General features: G+C 68.3%; 14 protein-coding genes and 3 pseudogenes. 5 read left to right on the top strand and 12 right to left on the bottom strand.

The features are described 5' to 3' along the window. Nucleotides 1-26 precede the first annotated feature (26 nt). Complete coding sequence (aroC, locus tag AQJ91_RS24280) at nt 27-1,211, bottom strand: chorismate synthase (RefSeq protein ID WP_067025638.1); 1,185 nt, start codon at nt 1,209-1,211, stop codon at nt 27-29. A gap of 172 nt (nt 1,212-1,383) precedes the next feature. Beyond that, the gene (locus AQJ91_RS24275; RefSeq protein ID WP_107122518.1) at nt 1,384-2,220 is read right to left on the bottom strand and encodes a shikimate dehydrogenase; all 837 of its coding nucleotides are present in this window, start codon (nt 2,218-2,220) and stop codon (nt 1,384-1,386) included. Between the two features lie 664 nt (nt 2,221-2,884). Between AQJ91_RS24275 and AQJ91_RS55955 the strand changes: the two are divergent. Continuing rightward, a pseudogene (locus tag AQJ91_RS55955) lies at nt 2,885-3,522 on the top strand (glycoside hydrolase domain-containing protein); the annotation flags it as partial. Nucleotides 3,523-3,943: 421 nt separating this feature from the next. Then, nucleotides 3,944-4,276 (top strand): annotated as a pseudogene (locus AQJ91_RS49915) (hypothetical protein); the annotation flags it as partial. Between the two features lie 542 nt (nt 4,277-4,818). Here the strand turns inward: AQJ91_RS49915 and mltG are convergent. The 5 genes from mltG to AQJ91_RS24230 form a co-directional block, all read right to left on the bottom strand. Beyond that, nucleotides 4,819-6,492, bottom strand: a complete 1,674-nt coding sequence (gene mltG / locus AQJ91_RS24250; RefSeq protein ID WP_079085168.1) for an endolytic transglycosylase MltG — start codon at nt 6,490-6,492, stop codon at nt 4,819-4,821. A 670-nt stretch (nt 6,493-7,162) separates the two neighbouring features. Continuing rightward, a complete protein-coding gene (ruvX, locus tag AQJ91_RS24245; protein ID WP_067025616.1) occupies nt 7,163-7,627 on the bottom strand; it encodes a Holliday junction resolvase RuvX in 465 nt (154 codons plus the stop codon). Nucleotides 7,628-7,662: 35 nt separating this feature from the next. Beyond that, nucleotides 7,663-10,335, bottom strand: a complete 2,673-nt coding sequence (alaS, locus tag AQJ91_RS24240; RefSeq protein ID WP_067025613.1) for an alanine--tRNA ligase — start codon at nt 10,333-10,335, stop codon at nt 7,663-7,665. Next, nucleotides 10,335-10,685: a hypothetical protein gene (locus tag AQJ91_RS24235; protein WP_067025610.1), complete on the bottom strand. Its 351-nt coding sequence runs from the start codon at nt 10,683-10,685 to the stop codon at nt 10,335-10,337. Before AQJ91_RS24235 ends, alaS begins: the two co-directional genes overlap by 1 nt. Nucleotides 10,686-10,693: 8 nt before the next feature. Then, a complete protein-coding gene (locus AQJ91_RS24230; protein ID WP_107122515.1) occupies nt 10,694-11,137 on the bottom strand; it encodes a DUF948 domain-containing protein in 444 nt (147 codons plus the stop codon). Nucleotides 11,138-11,289: 152 nt separating this feature from the next. Between AQJ91_RS24230 and AQJ91_RS58360 the strand changes: the two genes are divergently transcribed. Both AQJ91_RS58360 and AQJ91_RS58355 read left to right on the top strand, forming a co-directional pair. Further along, the gene (locus AQJ91_RS58360) at nt 11,290-11,418 is read left to right on the top strand and encodes a hypothetical protein (protein WP_407696906.1); all 129 of its coding nucleotides are present in this window, start codon (nt 11,290-11,292) and stop codon (nt 11,416-11,418) included. An 88-nt stretch (nt 11,419-11,506) separates the two neighbouring features. Beyond that, entirely contained in the window at nt 11,507-11,884 is a 378-nt protein-coding gene (locus AQJ91_RS58355; RefSeq protein WP_067025605.1) for a hypothetical protein, read from the top strand. A gap of 4 nt (nt 11,885-11,888) precedes the next feature. Here the strand turns inward: AQJ91_RS58355 and rpsD are convergent, their stop codons facing one another. From rpsD to AQJ91_RS24210, 3 genes are all read right to left on the bottom strand, one after another. Continuing rightward, complete coding sequence (gene rpsD, locus AQJ91_RS24220; protein WP_067025601.1) at nt 11,889-12,503, bottom strand: 30S ribosomal protein S4; 615 nt, start codon at nt 12,501-12,503, stop codon at nt 11,889-11,891. 300 nt (nt 12,504-12,803) lie between these two features. Beyond that, complete coding sequence (locus AQJ91_RS24215; protein WP_067025597.1) at nt 12,804-14,159, bottom strand: replication-associated recombination protein A; 1,356 nt, start codon at nt 14,157-14,159, stop codon at nt 12,804-12,806. Nucleotides 14,160-14,203: 44 nt separating this feature from the next. After that, complete coding sequence (locus AQJ91_RS24210; RefSeq protein WP_067025593.1) at nt 14,204-14,854, bottom strand: vitamin K epoxide reductase family protein; 651 nt, start codon at nt 14,852-14,854, stop codon at nt 14,204-14,206. A gap of 144 nt (nt 14,855-14,998) precedes the next feature. Here AQJ91_RS24210 and AQJ91_RS24205 point away from each other — a divergent pair. After that, a pseudogene (locus tag AQJ91_RS24205) lies at nt 14,999-15,411 on the top strand (ATP-binding cassette domain-containing protein); the annotation flags it as partial. Between the two features lie 203 nt (nt 15,412-15,614). Here AQJ91_RS24205 and hisS read toward each other — a convergent pair. Beyond that, complete coding sequence (hisS, locus tag AQJ91_RS24200) at nt 15,615-16,877, bottom strand: histidine--tRNA ligase (RefSeq protein ID WP_067025590.1); 1,263 nt, start codon at nt 16,875-16,877, stop codon at nt 15,615-15,617. Nucleotides 16,878-16,890: 13 nt separating this feature from the next. After that, nucleotides 16,891-17,613 (bottom strand): MBL fold metallo-hydrolase, encoded by a 723-nt coding sequence (locus tag AQJ91_RS24195; RefSeq protein ID WP_067025587.1) that lies wholly within the window; start codon nt 17,611-17,613, stop codon nt 16,891-16,893. Nucleotides 17,614-17,702 lie beyond the last annotated feature (89 nt).

The following is a 17,702-nucleotide window of genomic DNA, read 5'->3' as shown; positions in this document are numbered from 1 at the left end:
GATCAGCACGACCACGGGCACAGCGCTCACCGGATCGCCAGGTTCTCGAGGTACGACTGGACGTTGCGACGGGTCTCGGCAACGCTGTCACCGCCGAACTTCTCCGCGACCGCGTCCGCGAGGACCAGCGCGACCATCGCCTCCGCGACGATGCCCGCCGCCGGCACCGCACACACGTCGGAGCGCTGGTGGTGAGCGGCAGTCGCCTCACCAGTGACGACATCGACCGTCTTCAGCGCCCGCGGGACGGTCGCGATCGGCTTCATCGCCGCGCGCACGCGCAGCAGCTCACCGGTGGTCAGGCCGCCCTCGGTGCCGCCGGAGCGGCCGGAGGTCCGCCTGATGCCTTCGTCGGTGGAGACGATCTCGTCGTGCGCCTTCGAACCGGGCACCCGCGCCAGGCCGAAGCCGTCACCGACCTCCACCCCCTTGATCGCCTGGATGCCCATCAGCGCGGCGGCGAGCCGGGCGTCCAGACGCCGGTCCCAGTGCACATGCGAGCCGAGGCCGACCGGCACCCCGTACGCCAGCACCTCGACCACCCCACCCAGGGTGTCGCCGTCCTTGTGGGCCTGGTCGATCTCGGCGACCATCGCCTTCGACGCGTCCGCGTCCAGGCAGCGCACCGGATCGGCGTCCAGCTTCTCGACATCGGCCGGCGTCGGGTACACCCCGTAGGGCGCCTTCGCCGCAGCCAGCTCAACGACGTGCGAGACGACCTCGATACCGGCCGTCTCCTTCAGGTACGACCGGGCCACCGCGCCCAGCGCCACCCGGGCCGCCGTCTCCCGCGCCGAGGCCCGCTCCAGGATCGGCCGGGCCTCGTCAAAGCCGTACTTCTGCATCCCGGCGAGGTCGGCGTGACCGGGCCTCGGACGGGTCAGCGGCGCATTGCGGGCCAGCCCCGCCAGCACCTCCGGGTCGATCGGGTCGGCCGCCATGACCTGCTCCCACTTCGGCCACTCGGTGTTGCCCACCATGACCGCGACCGGGGAACCGAGGGTCAGCCCGTGCCGGACGCCACCGAGGAAGGTCACCTCGTCCCGCTCGAACTTCATGCGCGCACCGCGCCCATAACCGAGCCGACGCCTGGCCAGGTGGTCCGCCACCATCTCCGTGGTGATCGGCACGCCGGCGGGAAGGCCCTCCAGCGTCGCGACGAGTGCGGGGCCGTGGGACTCCCCCGCGGTCAGCCAGCGCAACCTGCTCAACGGTGCTCCTCAGTGCTCGCGCCCTGGTACTGCCTGCGTACGCGCGTCCTCGCGTACGACGACGGCGCGACCAGGTGCGCGGCCCCGGCCCGCCACCTCCGATCCTCCCACGTCCGGCGCGGCTGTCCGGCCGCCGGTCCATCAGGCGGACGCACCGTGATGTGTACCGGGCCTAGTGGCCTGCGAGGGCGTGCTCCCCGGCCTTGCGCATGACCTCCACAGGCGCCGGACCGCGCCCCGTCATCTGCTCGACCTGGAGCACAGCCTGATGCACCAGCAGGTCGAGACCGCTGACGACGGCCCCGCCGTACGCCGACCAGCGCGCGGCCAGCTCGGTCGGCCACGGGTCGTAGAGCACGTCGAACAGGGTGGCCGGCCGTTCCGGTACGGCGGAGGACAGCGCGTCGGTCGTCCCGGCGGGCGTGGTGGCGATGACGAGCGGGGCACGCAGTGCCTGTGCCGCGTCCGCCCAGTCCGCCGTACGGACCTCGACGTCGAGCCGCTCGCCCCACTGCCGCATCTCGGCGGCGCGGGCCTCGCTGCGGACGTACACGACGATCTCGCCGGTACAGATGCGGGCCAGCGCGGCCAGCGCGGAGGACGCGGTGGCGCCCGCGCCGAGGATCGCGGCGGAATCCACCTGTTCGATGCCGCGTTCCCGCAGGGCGGCGACCATGCCGGGGATGTCGGTGTTGTCGCCGGCTCGACGGCCGTCCTCCGTGAAGACGACCGTGTTGACCGTCTCGACCGAGGCCGCCGTCTCGCTGATCTCGTCGAGCAGCGGGATGACGGCCCGCTTGAGCGGCATGGTCAGCGACAACCCGGCCCACTCCGGCCCGAGTTCCTTCATGAACCCCGGCAGAGCGGCCTCGTCGACCTCGAACCGGTCGTACGACCAGCCCGTGAGCCCGAGTTGCTCGTAGGCGGCGCGGTGCAGCACCGGGGAGAGGGAGTGGGCGATGGGCGAACCGAGTACGGCGGCCCGGTATCGCTGGACATTCGCAGCCATCATTACACCGTTCACTGCGCTCTGGGCCGGTCTCCGACTCGGTCAAGGTACCTCAGCGCTCTTCCAGAGGTCGCTGGAGGTGCTCTGCTAAGCGTTCAGCCGACGGCTCGCCCAAGGTGCTGGCCCAGGGAGGCGCCGTGCCGGCAGTGGCAAGTGGTTGAACGATCAGCTTCCGCCACACCACTTCGACACCTGACACCTCCAGTGACCCTACGGTTTACCTGTTCCATGCGAGGCAGAGCTGGTCCTGATCGGCATGTTCACAATTGACGGAGAGCCCTCCTTGAATGACATGATCCGGCCAACCCTCCTTCGCTCCCTGCATAGCTCATTCACGTCAATGCCTATGATGATCGCCGCGCCGGGAAGCCTGACACAGCCGCCAGTGTAGCGCTGACCAGCGATTGGGGGGGACAGGGTGTCACGGGGGCCATGGTCATGCTGCGTTACCGACAAGCGACGCCATCTGCTCATACCAGCCTGCTCTCGCGGGCTGCGCTCCGTCGCGCTGCGCTTCCCTGACCGCAGGCGATAGCCAGCGACTCACGTCGGTCGGCGTTGACCGCCACCGCGCTTGCACCCCAGCGACAAACCCCAGGCCCTCGTGTGCCCTGCTCGTCCCGCCCTCGACGAACCGCGACCGCTGAAGGAGAAGCCACCCCCTATGGCCGACGAGATGGTTCTCAGAGCCCAGAAGTTCATCAACAGCGTCTACAGCAGCCGCATTGGGATGACGGTCGAGGAGAACGGGCGTACTGGATGGCCCGTGATGTACGCCCTCACCCGAGCACTGCAGTGGGAACTCGGCATCAGTTCGCTGTCGGACAGCTTCGGCCCGACCACCCTTTCCACTCTCGAGTCGAAGTACCCGAAGATCAGCGCGTCTACTGTGCCGTCGGCGGACTTCTGCCGCATCATCCAGTCCGCCCTGTACTGCAAGGGCTACGACGGCGGCGCCATCGACGGCCAGTACAGTGACCGGGTCGCTCCTCGGTCGCCCAACTCAAGCAAAACATGGGCGTCGCCAGCGTCTACCCAGGCAGCGACCTGACGTCAAAGGTCTTCAAGAGCTTGCTCAATACGGACGCCTACGTCACCGTCAACGGTGGCTCGGAACAGGTCCGTTCCATCCAGCATTGGCTCAACGGACGCTATGTCAACCGCAGGAACTTTTTCATCGTCCCCTGTGACGGCCACTACTCACATGACGTGGCGAAGGCCATGATGTACGCCCTCCAGTACGAGATCGGCATGTCCGACGACGTGGCCATCGGCGTGTTCGGCCCCGGCAGCAGAAGCGGCTGAGCAGCTACCGAATCTTGGAGAAGTACAACGCGTTCATGCGCAACAACGCGTGAGATGAGGGGGAGGTGGTGCCCGACTGGTTGTTCTACATATCCCTGTTGGCCGCCCTCACGCTGACCATCTGCCTCTGCGCGTCGATCAGCAGCAGGTCCAGGGTAGGCGGCCCAGTGTGGAGCAACACGCCCCACGCATGGATCGACGGGGCGCTGATGTGCCTGACGGCCACCGCTTTCCTGTACGTGGGAGCGCTGTACCTGGCCGCGCCCGCGGACGGCGATGCCTCCTACGACTGCACGTACGACCGGTTCGGCGCCGACGAGCCGCCCCGGAGCCTGGCGCTCCGGGCCCGCGACGTCACCCTGTTCCCGGTCCAGGCCGTCTGCCGCTGGTCCGACGGGCAGTCGTCCGACGCCGTCCCTGGCGCCATCCCAGCAGGGTTCGCAAGGGACTCACGGAGTCGAACCAGGCCTCGGGCACGGCGCTGCAAATCCGGCCCGGCTTCTACCCGTCCGGTGCCCGTGGCGGGTTCTTTCCCAACCAGGTGATTGTGATCCGGGATGTTCTCGCCGAACTCGACGGTGTTGTCCGGTGGGGTGGGGATGACCGAAAGCCCGACGAAGCCTTGTTCTACATAGACGTCAAGCCTGGCGATCCCAGCCTGGCGAAGGTCGCGGCCAAACTGCGCGGCTGGGCAGACACGCCGGGCGGGGGCGCCGGCGTCCTCATCGATCCGCTGCTGCCTCATCGAAAATTGATCCTACCGGGAAGCAATTTCCCGAGCAGAACAGAAAGAGGTGAACCGTTCATGCGAAAGCGCGTAATGCCGCTCGGCATCAGCCTCGCAATCGCGCTAACTTTGGGCGCATCCAGTGGAGCCGAAGCCGCGACGTCCCCTTCCGGCTTCATTAAGTGCAGCACTACCGGAGCGAGCGGAGATCTGGATTACAGCGGCTTTTCAGTCGGCACCACGAAGACGGTCGACATCGCCTTGGGGCTGTCTGACACCGATCGCGACGGGCACCATGTTCGGATCAGACTCGTCACGGAATACTATTCGGGCGACAAGCACTACTGGCCGTGGCATGCCTATTACGGAGGAGTCGACGGCATAGGCAATACCTGGTACACGACGGCCACTGATTCGAACGGAATGTACGAAATCGGAGTTCAGGTCGCCACTTACGAAGGCAGCACCATGCTGTACAGAAAGACCTGCTGGTGATGAGCACGACCATCCAGTAGGTTCCACGTGACGAGGTCCCGGGCGCCCGCCCGCGACCTCGTCACGCTCGCTCAGCCGCCGACGCTCTCGTTGAATTTTTCCTTGAGCTTGAGGAATTCGTCGTGCGTCTTGGCGAATTCGGTCTTGCTCACACCATCGGTCGCCACGAAGTAGTACCAGCCTTCGTCGGTCGGATTCAGCGTCGAATTGATCGCGTCGGTGCCCGGGTTTCCGATCGGACCGGGCGGCAGACCCTTCTGCGTGTACGTGTTGTACGGGTCCTGGTTGCGGTTGATCTCCGACTCGCTGATGTTGATGTTGCTCTCGTTCTTCAGGTAATTGAAGGTCGAGTCGAACTGCACCGACCCGTAGGTCTCGGGGTTCGCCGGATTGAGGCGGTTGTAGACCACCTCCGCCATTCTGCGGTAGTCGTCGTTGGTCTTGCCCTCGGCTTGGACGAGGCTCGCGACCGTGATGACCTGCAGCGGGCTGTCCAGCTTCAGATCCTTGGCCTTGGCCTCCAGGTCGTACTTCTTGTAGTTCGCGGTGGCCTGGCTCACCATCTCCTTCAGGACTGTCTCGGGCTTCGTGTCCTTGGCCGCGGGATAGGTGCCCGGGAAGAGGAACCCTTCCAGTGGGTCCTTGATGTCACTGTTGCTGTTCGCCCAGCTGGGCAGGCCGAGGCTCTTGTATTGCTTTTCAGCGACCTTCCGGGTGGTGCCGGACGACAGTTCGAGCTTCTTGTCGATCGCGCTGTAGACCCTGGCATTGCGCCATCCCTCGGCGATGGTCAAGTTGTCCTGGCTCTTGGGATTCAGCATCAGCTTGACGGCGCTTTCGGCGGACATCTGCTTGCGCAGCAGATAGGCGCCTGCCTGGATCTTGTCCCCGCCGTGCTTCGCGGACGCGGAAACGAAGGCGTCGACGCTCTTGACGACGCCCGCCTTCTTCAGCAAGTTGCCGATCGTGTAGCCGTCCGCCCCCTTGGGGACCCTGACGGGCACTGTCTCGCTCGTGCCGTCCCCCGCGAAGTCCGGGGCCTCGGCGAAACGATCCTTGTAGAACTGGTACCCGAAGTACCCGACCCCACCGATCCCCCCGCCGAACACCAGCAGAACCACCAGACAAGCGCACCCACTCCGGCGCTTCTTGGGCTTGCCCTTGCCCTTGCCGCCCCGGCCGCGCCGGTCGCCGCGACCTCGGCGGTCCCCGGGCTCGTCGTCGAAGTCGTCGTCATCGTCGTCGCCCGCGAAGAAGGCGTGTTCGCCCTGGTCGGGGCCGGGATCCCAGTCGGTCTGCGGCTCCGGTTCGGCGCGGCGGCGGCTCGGCGGCTCCGGCGGCGGGTACGCGTCGGGCGTGCCGTAGTGGTCGGCCTGCTCACCGCCGTACGACGCGTTCTGTCGGCCGTGCGGGTCCGACGGGTCCGGGTACTGGACGTGCGGGTGCGTGCCGGTGGGCCAGCCGTTCTCGTCGTACTGCTGCTGGTGGCCCTGGCCGGTGTACTGCTGCTGCTCGTACTGCTGGTACTGCTGGTACTGCTGCGCCTGACCGTATGCGGCCTGCTGGCCGTCGCCCCAGTCGCCGTAGTTCGGCTGCTGCGACTGCTCGGGATAGTGCTGCGGCTGGCCGCCGTAGGGAGGCTGATGGCCCACGTGGGCCTGCTGTCCTTCCCATCCACCATCCCCGGACAACGGGTCCTCGGGATGCCACGAATTGGAGCCTTGGCCCCGGCCATACTCAGTCATCAGAGCGGTCGACACGCATGCTTACACCAACACCAAAGCAATGCGCGTCTTCCTCCTCTCGGGTGATATAGCCGTAGCCGTCGGCTCGTTGAAGCAACTGGATATGGCGGTGATGAATTCCCTGCGCGATGCCTCGCTCGGAACGAACGTTGAAACGCCCTGTGGCCCGCACCGCGACTCGTCCGGTCCAGGCACCTACATATTTCCCAGAGGGGATGACTGCCCGGACGAGATCACCAGTGGCATGACGTGCGAGAGCCTGGAGGTCAGACTCACGCATCTCCCCTCGCCCATGTTCCAGGCCAGCTGCCCCAGCCTTACGCGCGGAGCGTCCGTAGCCCGTTTCGTCCCTGCTCCCAGGGATGTCTGCTGCCACGGATTCCAGAGCAGGCCGCTGAGGAAGCACGGCCTGGTGGGTCTTCTCACTCACCTGAAACGTAGTCACCGATCACACCTCCTCCACGCGGTGACTCGGGCTGGTCACTCATGGACCTCTCTGTCTGTGACAGACAAGCGCCAGCCCGAGGGCTGGGGAGCGAGTGACCGATCCCCTGGAGCCGCGAGACCGACAGTCTCTGAGCACTCAGACCCAGAAGCTACCTGGCCTCCCTGTTGTGCGGCAGCTGTTCGAATCAGCGCCGCAATCGCGCGGAACGTTACCGTATCGCGATCAGATGACCACTTCGACGCTCTCTCCGGGTGCTTTACCTGACACCCGTTCGGATTCGAGCGCCTGCTGGAGGATGATCACAGCGGCTGCCTGGTCGATCACCGACCGGCCCTTCCTGGACTTCACGCCCGAGGCGCGCAGTCCCTGACTGGCCGTCACCGTGGTCATCCGCTCGTCGACCAGCCGTACGGGGATGGGGGTGATGCCCTTGGCGAACTCCTGGGCGAAGCCCCTGACCTTGGCGGCGGCCGGGCCCTCGCCCCCCTTGAGGGAGCGAGGGAGGCCGACGACGACCTCGATCGGCTCGTACTCCTCGACCAGTTGCCTCAGTCGGCGGTGAGCCGCGGGGACGTCCCGGCCGGGGACCGTCTCCACCGGGGTGGCGAGGATCCCGTCGGGGTCGCACGAGGCGACCCCGATGCGGGCGTCCCCGACGTCGATGGCGAGGCGACGGCCGCGGCGCATGCCCCGGCCTTCGCCGCTCGCCTGTGGGCCGGCGCTCACTTGGCCGTTTCCGCCACGAGGCGCTCGACGGCGTCGACGGCCTCACCGATGGCAGCCGGGTTCTGGCCGCCGCCCTGGGCGACGTCCGGCTTGCCGCCACCGCCTCCGCCCAGGGTCTTGGCGGCGGCGCGGACCAGGTCGCCGGCCTTCAGACCGCGCTCGCGGGCGGCCTCGTTGGTGGCGATGACCGTCAGCGGCTTGCCGTTCACGGTCGTGAACAGGGCCACCACGGCAGCCCGGCCGCCCTGGATCCGGCCGCGCACGTCGAGGACCAGCTTGCGCAGGTCGTCGGCGGTCGTGCCGTCCGGGACCTGACCGGTCACCAGAGCGATGCCGCGAACGTCCTTGGCGGAGTCGGCCAGACCGCCGGCGGCCTGGAGGACCTTCTCGGCGCGGAACTTCTCGATCTCCTTCTCGGCGTCCTTCAGCTTGCCGAGCATGGCGGAGACCTTCTCCGGGAGCTCCTCCGGACGGCCCTTGATCAGCTCCTGGAGCTGGGCGACGACCGTGTGCTCACGGGCCAGGAAGTTGTAGGCGTCCACACCGACGAGGGCCTCGATACGGCGCACACCGGAGCCGATCGACGACTCGCCGAGCAGCTTCACCAGGCCGAGCTGCGCGGTGTTGTGGACGTGTGTGCCGCCGCACAGTTCCTTGGAGAAGTCGCCGATGGTGACGACGCGCACGCGCTCGCCGTACTTCTCACCGAACTCGGCGATGGCGCCCTGTTTCTTGGCCTCGTCGATGCCCATGACGTCGGCGCGGACGTCCAGGTCGCGGGTGAGCACCTCGTTGATCTTCTGCTCGACGTCGGTCATCACGGCCGTGGGAACGGCGGACGGCGAGCCGAAGTCGAAGCGGAAGCGGCCGGGCTGGTTCTCGGAACCGGCCTGGGCGGCCGTCGGGCCGAGGGCGTCGCGCAGGGCCTGGTGGGTCAGGTGCGTGGCCGAGTGGGCGCGGGCGATGGCCGTGCGGCGGCGGTCGTCGATCGAGGCGTGGGCGGTGGCGCCGACCGTGACCTCGCCGACCTGGACGACGCCCTTGTGGACGTAGACGCCGGGGACCGGCTTCTGGCAGTCGCGGATCTCGATGACGGCACCGGAGTCGACCTTGATGCGGCCGGTGTCGCCGATCTGGCCGCCGCCCTCGGCGTAGAACGGGGTGCGGTCGAGGACGATCTCGACCTCGTCGCCCTCGGTGGCGGCCGGGGAGGACACACCGTCGACGAGGATGCCGACGATCGTGGACTCGCCCTCGGTGTCGGTGTAGCCGATGAAGTCGGTCTCGCCGGCCTTGTCGGCGATCTCGCGGTAGGCGCCCACGCCGGCGTGGCCGGTCTTCTTGGCCTGGGCGTCGGCCTTGGCGCGCTCCCGCTGTTCCTTCATCAGGCGGCGGAAGCCGTCCTCGTCCACGGAGAGGCCCTGTTCGGCGGCCATCTCGAGGGTGAGGTCGATCGGGAAGCCCCACGTGTCGTGGAGCAGGAAGGCCTTGTCGCCGGCGAGGACCGTGCCGCCGGCGGACTTGGTCTCGGTGACGGCGGTGTCGAGGATGTTGGTGCCGGCCTTGAGCGTCTTGAGGAAGGCGTTCTCCTCGGCGAGGGCGACCTTCTCGATGCGCTCGCGGTCGGTGACCAGCTCCGGGTACTGCTGGCCCATCATCTCGATGACCGTGTCGATCAGGTCCTTGACGACCGGACCGGTGGCGCCGAGCAGGCGCATGTTGCGGATGGCGCGGCGCATGATGCGGCGCAGGACGTAGCCGCGGCCCTCGTTGCCGGGGGTCACGCCGTCGCCGATGAGCATCACGGACGTACGCATGTGGTCCGTGACCACGCGCAGGGAGACGTCCGAGTCGTGGGCGTCGCCGTAGGCGACACCGGTGAGCTCGGTGGCCTTGTTGATGACGGCCATGGAGGTGTCGATCTCGTACATGTTCTGCACGCCCTGCAGAATCATGGCGAGCCGCTCCATGCCGAGGCCCGTGTCGATGTTCTTGCTCGGCAGGTCGCCCAGGATCTCGAAGTTGTCCTTGCCGATGCCCTCGCCGCGCTCGTACTGCATGAAGACGAGGTTCCAGATCTCCACGTACCGCTCGTCGTTGACGGCGGGGCCGCCCTCGACGCCGAACTCGGGGCCGCGGTCGTAGTTGATCTCAGAACAGGGGCCGCACGGGCCGGGCACGCCCATGGACCAGTAGTTGTCCTTCATGCCCAGGCGCTGGATGCGCTCCTTGGGTACGCCGACGACCTCGTGCCAGATGCGCTCGGCCTCGTCGTCGTCCTTGTAGACGGTGATCCACAGGCGCTCGGGGTCGAGGCCGTAACCGCCGTTGTCCTGGGGCGTGGTGAGCAGCTCCCAGGCGTACTTGATGGCGCCTTCCTTGAAGTAGTCGCCGAAGGAGAAGTTCCCGCACATCTGGAAGAACGTGCCGTGCCGCGTGGTCTTGCCGACCTCTTCGATGTCGGGCGTGCGCACGCACTTCTGCACGCTGGTGGCGCGCTGGTAGGGCGGCTTGACCTCGCCCAGGAAATAGGGCTTGAAGGGCACCATGCCGGCGGGGACGAGGAGCAGAGTCGGGTCGTCCGCGATGAGCGACGCCGAAGGGACGACGGTGTGCCCGCGCTCCTCGAAGAAGCTCAGCCAGCGGCGGCGGATCTCAGCCGACTCCATCAGTGGTCCTCATTCCGGTTGTACGAGTACGTCGTCCCGTCGACGACGTACGTCTTCGCGTTGTTGCGGTTCTCGATGGCGGCGTACCGCCGGGGCGCGGGGAGTTCGGGGTCCGCGTTGATCCCCAGCGCGTCGCCCAGTTCGGCCTCCCGCTGGGCCATGTTGTCGCGGACGTCGAGTGCGAAGCCCACCGCGCGGTCCTTGAGCCGGTGACCGGCCTCGAGTGCCTTGTTCGCCGCGGTCGCGGCGAGGTTCTCGGGGGTCAGCTGCTTCAGCTTGCGGTTGACCTTGGTGGTGGCCCACACACCGGCGGCGACGCCCGTGGTGAACCAGAACGTACGGCGGAACATCGGTTCGCTCAGTCCTTCTTCCGGTTCTTCCGCCGCGCGGCCGGGACGGTGCGGCCCACGATCACGGTACGCCGGGGCGCCTTGGCGGGCACGTCGTCGCCGCGGCCGCCGAGGGCGCGGCGCACGCCGTAGCCGAAGGCCGCGACCTTGACCAGAGGGCCGCCGAAGGTGGAGGCCACGGTGGTCGACAGCGCGGAGGCGTTCGACGTGACCTCCTGGACGTCCGAGGCGATCGAGTCGACCCGGTCGATCTGGGTCTGCGCGGAGCGCACCGCGGCGGAGGCGTCTGCCAGGAGCGGGACGGCCTGGTCGGTCACGTCCGCGACGAGCTTGGTGGTCGCCTTGAGCGTCTGGGCCAGCCTCGCCAGCGCGACGGCGAGGAAGGAGACCAGGATCGCCCAGAAGACGGCCACCAGGATCCCGGCAACCTCTCCACCGGACACTGTGTGCACCCGCTCCCTAAACGTGCCTCTGCATCGAAAAAGTCGTGCACCGAGCCTATCGCGCCGGGGATGGGGCTCCGTACCGGATTAGCGCTCGTGCGGAGGCGAGTAGCGGGAAGCGATTGTACGGACTGAATACGGTTCAGTACGTTCCGTGTCCCATGCGAGGTCATCAGCCCGGCGGCTCCCCCGTGGCCGGCGATCTGCCCCAGGAGCTCCGCGCGTTCGTGGGCCGCTCGGCCGAGATCGCGGTGCTGTCCGGGGCCCTCGGCACCGCGGGCGGCTGGTGACGGTGACGGGGGCCGGCAGGGTCGGCAAGTCGCGACTGGCGGGTCACACGATGCAGCTGGCGCATCTCGCGGGCGTCAACTCCTGCTGGTGCTGGAGGGGTTCGAGCATCTGGTCGACGCGTTTGCCGGGCTGGTGGCCGAGCTGCTGCGGCAGGTGCCGGGGCTGACGGTGCTCGCCGTGGGCCGCCGACCGCTGGGTGTGGCGGGCGAGCGGGTGTTCGCGCCGGCGCCGCTGGGCGAGGACGAGGCGGTGAAGCTGTTCGCCGAGCGGGCCACACGGCAAGGCGTGGCTGTACGGGAGGAAGCGGGCGTACGGGAATCGTGCCGGCGTCTGGACGGGATCCCGCTGGCGATCGAGCTGGCGGCGGAGCGGCTGCGGCCGTGGACATGCGGAAGCCCGCCGCCTCGCCCACCCGGAAGGGCGGGGAGACGACGGGCCCAGGCGCAGAAGTCCTACGGCCGCTGACGGATCAACGGGCGTAGTACTCGACGACGAGCTGCTCGTCGCAGATCACCGGGATCTCCTTGCGGTTCGGCTCACGGTCCAGGCGGAACGCCAGGGCCTTGAGGTTCACCTGGAGGTAGCGCGGGGTCTCGCCCTCGGGGGCGAAGCCGCCCTCACGGGAGATCGAGAAGAGGGTCTTCTCGCGGCTGCGCTCGCGGACCATCACGACGTCGTCGGGCTTGACGCGGAAGGACGGCTTGTCGACCTTCTGGCCGTTGACCTCGATGTGGCCGTGCACGACCATCTGACGGGCCTGGTAGATGGTGCGGGCGATGCCCGAGCGCAGGACCAGTGCGTCGAGACGGCGCTCGAGCTCGATGATCAGGGCCTCACCGGTCTTGCCCTGAACCTTGGAGGCACGCTCGTAGGCGCGGACGAGCTGACGCTCGGACACGTCGTACTGCGCGCGCAGACGCTGCTTCTCGAGCAGACGGACCTTGTAGTCCGAGTTCTGCTTCCGGCCACGGCCGTGCTCACCCGGCGGGTAGGGGCGGGCCTCGAAGTACTTGACGGCCTTCGGGGTCAGCGCGATGCCGAGGGCACGCGACTTCTTGACCTTGGGGCGGGACTGGTTCGCCACTTCTTTTCCTTTTCCTTTTCGGCTGCCTCAGGGTTACGGGAGGTCGCATCCGCAGCCGGGGAATTCCCGACAGGTCCGCGAGGGACATGCCAGGCAGCCGTTCCCCTGGTCTGGGCACATACGTGCAGCACACGAACGGCCCACCAGTCGCTCCGGGATACCGGGTGATGGTGGGCTGCCCGCGACACCTACGACGGTGCGCGACGCTCCTGGATCAACAGATCCGGCTGGATGTCCCGCCTGAGGCGCCGACCGGAGCCGGACACGGGACGCAGCACTTCGCAGAAGTCTACAGGGTGGTCAGGACCGCTTCCGACCGAGGTGCTTTCTCGTCCACTCCACCGCGTCCGCGTACCGGGCCTCGGCGCCGTGCCGGGTCGGTTCGTAGTACTCGCGGTCCTTGATGGCGTCCGGCGCGTACTGCTGTTCGGCGATGCCTTCGGCCAGGTCGTGCGGATACACGTACCCCTGTGCGTGTCCGAGCTTGGCGGCGCCCTTGTAGTGCCCGTCGCGCAGGTGCGCCGGGACGGGACCGGCCAGGCCCTTGCGTACGTCGTCCATGGCGGCGCCGATCGCGGTGGTCGCGGCGTTGGACTTGGGGGCAAGGGCGAGGGCGATGGTGGCGTGGCTGAGGGTGAGCGCGGCCTCGGGGAACCCGATCATCGCGACCGCCTGGGCGGCGGCGACAGCTATGGGCAGGGCGTTCGGATCGGCGAGGCCGATGTCCTCGCTGGCGGAGATCATCAGGCGGCGGGCGATGAAGCGGGGGTCCTCGCCGGCCTCGATCATGCGGGCCAGATAGTGCAGGGCGGCGTCGACGTCGGAGCCGCGGATGGACTTGATGAGGGCGCTGGCCACGTCGTAGTGCTGGTCGCCGTCGCGGTCGTACTTCACCGCCGCCCGGTCGACGGTCTCCTCCAGGGTCTGGAGGCCGATCTCCGCCTCGCCCTTGTCGAGCGCGGCCCCGGCGGCGGCCTCCAGGGCGGTCAGCGCCCGGCGGGCGTCGCCGCCGGCGATGCGCAGCAGATGGGCCTCGGTGTCCTCGGCAAGCGTGACCGAGCCCTTGAGGCCGCGCTCGTCGGTGAGCGCGCGGCGCAGCAGGCCGCGCAGGTCGTCGTCGGTGAGGGGTTCGAGGGTGAGCAGGAGGGAGCGGGACAGCAGGGGCGAGATCACCGAGAAGTACGGGTTCTCGGTGGTCGCCGCGATCAGGGTCACCCAGCGGTTCTCGACGGCAGGCAGCAGGGAGTCCTGCTGGGCCTTGCTGAAGCGGTGGATCTCGTCGAGGAAGAGGACGGTCTCCTTGCCGTAGCCGCCGGTGGCGCGGCGGGCGCCGTCGATGACCGCGCGGACCTCCTTGACGCCGGCCGTGATGGCGGAGAGCTCGACGAAGCGCTTGTTGGTGGCCTTGGAGACGACGTACGCCAGGGTGGTCTTGCCGGTGCCGGGCGGCCCCCACAGGATGACCGAGGAAGGCCCGGCGGGGCCGGACGCCCCCTCGCCGACGAGTCTGCGCAGGGGCGAACCCGGCTTCAGCAGGTGCTGCTGGCCCACGACCTCGTCGAGGATGCGCGGGCGCATGCGCACCGCCAGGGGACTGCCGGCGGGGTCCTTCTCCTGGCGTTCTTCTGCTGCGGCGGTGAACAGGTCGGGCTCCACACCGAAAACCCTATGTCACGCCACTGACAGTCCCGTCCGGGCCGTCAGCTGGTCCAGAAGTCCCACCAGCGGGTCAGGATCAGCATGCCGATGATGCCGATGTGCAGCACGGGCAGCACCCAGGTGAACTCGCCGAAGAAGCTCTTGAGCCAGTTCGGCGCGGGCAGGAAGCCGTTGCGCACGTTGAACGAGGTCACGTACCAGAACATGACGATCGTCGCGACCCAGGCCAAGGTGCACCACAGGCACAGGGCGTTGATGCGGTACAGGGACTGGAACATCAGCCAGGCGCAGAAGACGACGCCGAAGAGGGTGCCGGCGTTGAAGGTGAGCCAGTACCAGCGCGGGAAGCGGGCCCGGCCGAGCAGGCTCATGCCGACGCAGATGACGATGCCGTAGGCGACGAGACCGAGCATCGGGTTGGGGAACCCGAAGGCGGCGGCCTGCTTGCTCTCCATGACGCTGCCGCAGGAGACGACCGGGTTGAGGCTGCAGCCCGGGGTGAACGTCTTCCCCTCGACCTTGGCCTCGAGCAGCTTGAACTTGTCGATCGTGATGACCCACGCGGCGAGCAGCCCGGCCGCGCCCGTGATCACCAGCAGCAGCGCGAGAGCGCGACTGCCGCCCAGCGCTCGTGGTGCGGCCTCGGCACGCTCGGACTCGGTGGAGACGTCTTTGACTCTGGTCTTGCTCATCACGCCGATTCCGCCTGCTTGAGAGTTGACCTTCTTCGGGCACCGGCCATTGTGCCGTACACGGGCGCGTGTCCACCGTTCGGTGGACATAAGGAAGTCCGTACGGTCGTCCCCGAGCGCCGGGTTCCGGCCGACGCTCGTCGCATGACAGCACACGTGAACGAACTCGCCGTGGACGTACGGGGCTGCGCAAGCGGTACGGCGACGTGACCTCCGTCGACGGCATCGATCTCGGCATCGGCCGCGGCGAGGTGTTCGGCCTGCTGGGGCCCAACGGCGCGGGCAAGAGCACCGCGGTGGAGATCCTGCAGGGCAACCGCGGCAGGGACGCGGGCGAGGTCCGGGTGCTCGGCGCGGACCCGGCGGCGGGCACGCGCGCGTGGCGCTCGCGGGTCGGCATCGTCTGGCAGGACGAATCGGCGCCCGCGGAGTTGACGGTGCGCGAGACCGTACGGCACTTCGCCCGCTACTACCCGAGGCCGCGCGACCCCGAGGAGGTCATCGGTCTGGTGGGGCTCGAGGAGAAGGCGGGCAGCCGGATCAAGGCGGGCCGAGGCGAACTCGACCACGACGTCCCGCAGGCCCGCCGCCATCTGGCCCTGATGCAAGAGACGGCCCGGCAGAACCTGGCCGAGGCGCGTGCCCTGGTCGCCGGGGGCGCCCCCGCCGACCTGGACGGCGCCTCGCTCCCGAACGCGCTCCGCCGCCTGGCCGCACGCCACGGGGCGACGCTGGACGTGACCGGCCCGGTATCGACGTACTAGCCCAGCCTCGACTCCAGCTCCGCCACGATCTCGTTCACGCCGATCGCCGTCTGCTCGCCGGACTCCATGTCCTTGAGCTGGACGACTCCCTCGCCGAGGTCGCGTTCGCCGGCGACGATCGTGTAGCGGGCGCCGCTGCGGTTGGCGCTCTTCATGGCGCCCTTGAGTCCCTTGCCACCGTAGGAGAAGTCGGCCGCGATGCCGACCTTGCGCAACTCGGTGACCTTGGCGAACAGGACCCGGCGGGCCTCCTCCCCCAGCGGCACCGCGAACACGCTGGTGGACGCCGGGAGTTCGAGCTGCACGCCCTCCGCCTCCAGCGCGAGGACCGTACGGTCGACGCCGAGCGCCCAGCCCACGGACGGGAGTGCCGGACCGCCGATCATCTCCGACAGGCCGTCGTAGCGGCCGCCGCCGCCCACCGCGGACTGGGAGCCCAGACCGTCGTGGACGAACTCGAAGGTCGTACGGGTGTAGTAGTCCAGGCCGCGGACCAGCTTGGGGTCGTCCTCGAAGGCGACGCCCGCCGCGGTGATCAGCTCGCGGACCTCCTCGTGGTACGCCTTGCAGGCGTCGCAGAGGTAGTCGCGCAGCAGCGGAGCGTCCGTCAGCTGCTTCTGGACGTCCTGGCGCTTGTCGTCCAGGACCCGCAGCGGGTTGATCTCCGCGCGGCGCAGCGTGTCCTCGTCCAGGTCCAGGCCGCGCAGGAAGTTCTGCAGCGCCTCCCGGTACACCGGCCGGCACTCCTTGTCGCCCAGGCTGTTGAGCAGGATCCGGAAGTCGCGCAGGCCCAGCGAGCGGTACGCCTGGTCGGCCAGGATGATCAGCTCGGCGTCCAGGGCCGGGTCCTCGGCGCCGATCGCCTCGGCACCGACCTGCGAGAAGTGCCTGTAACGGCCCTTCTGCGGGCGCTCGTAGCGGTAGTACGAGCCCGAGTACCAGAGCTTGACAGGGAGGTTGCCCGCCTTGTGCAGGTTGGCCTCCAGAGCCGCGCGCAGCACGGACGCCGTGCCTTCGGGGCGCAGGGCGAGCCGGTCGCCGCCCTTGGTCTCGAAGGCGTACATCTCCTTGGTGACGATGTCGGTGGACTCGCCGACACCGCGCGCGAAGAGCTCCACGCTCTCGAAGCCCGGCGTCTCGATGTAGCCGTAGCCGGAGTTGCGCAGCGGGGCCGCGATCGCCTCACGGACCGCCAGATATGTGGCGGAGTCCGGCGGAATCAGGTCGTACGTGCCCTTGGGGGCCTTGAAGGTGCTCACGGAAGGTCTCTCGTCACATTCCTCGTCGGGGAGGGGTGTTCGATCTGTTCGATCCCGCTCCCTGGCCGGCGGCCACCTGCCGCAAGTACGGGTTGGTGGCGCGCTCCTGGCCGATGGTCGTCTGGGGGCCGTGGCCGGACAGCACCACGGTCGAGTCGTCGAGCGGCAGGCACACGCGGGCCAGCGAGTCGAGGATCTCGGCCGTGTCACCGCCGGGCAGGTCGGTGCGTCCGATGGAGCCGGCGAACAGCAGATCGCCCGAGAAGAAGACCGACGGGATCTCCGCGGTCTCGGGCATCCGGAAGGTCACCGACCCCTTGGTATGGCCCGGCGCGTGCGCGACGGAGAACTCCAGTCCCGCGAGCACCAGCCGCGCACCGTCGGTCAGCTCCTTGACGTCGTCCGGCTCTCCCACGGTCAGCTCGCCCATCAGCTGCGCCCCGATGGAACGGCCGAGCGCCTTCTCGGGGTCGCTCATCATGTACCGGTCCTCGGGGTGGATCCAGGCCGGTACATCGTGTGCGCCGCACACCGGGACGACCGAGGCCACATGGTCGAGGTGGCCATGGGTGAGGACGACGGCAACGGGCTTGAGCCGATGCTTCTTCAGCGTTTCCTCGACGCCCTGGGCGGCCTCATGGCCCGGGTCGATGATCACGCACTCCTCACCGGCGGCGGGGGCGACGAGATAACAGTTCGTCCCCCAGGCCCCGGCGGGGAACCCGGCAATGAGCACGATCGTCCTTCGTTTGTGTCGATACGGGTGGGCTTGTCGGCGGGCTCCGCCTGTGGTCAGAGCCTACCGGCGCTGCCGATTCCTCAGCG

Origin of the sequence: Streptomyces dysideae, from assembly GCF_001514305.1 — a bacterium.
Taxonomy (GTDB): Bacteria; Actinomycetota; Actinomycetes; order Streptomycetales; family Streptomycetaceae; genus Streptomyces; species Streptomyces dysideae.
This window is presented reverse-complemented; position numbering and strand designations above follow the sequence as displayed.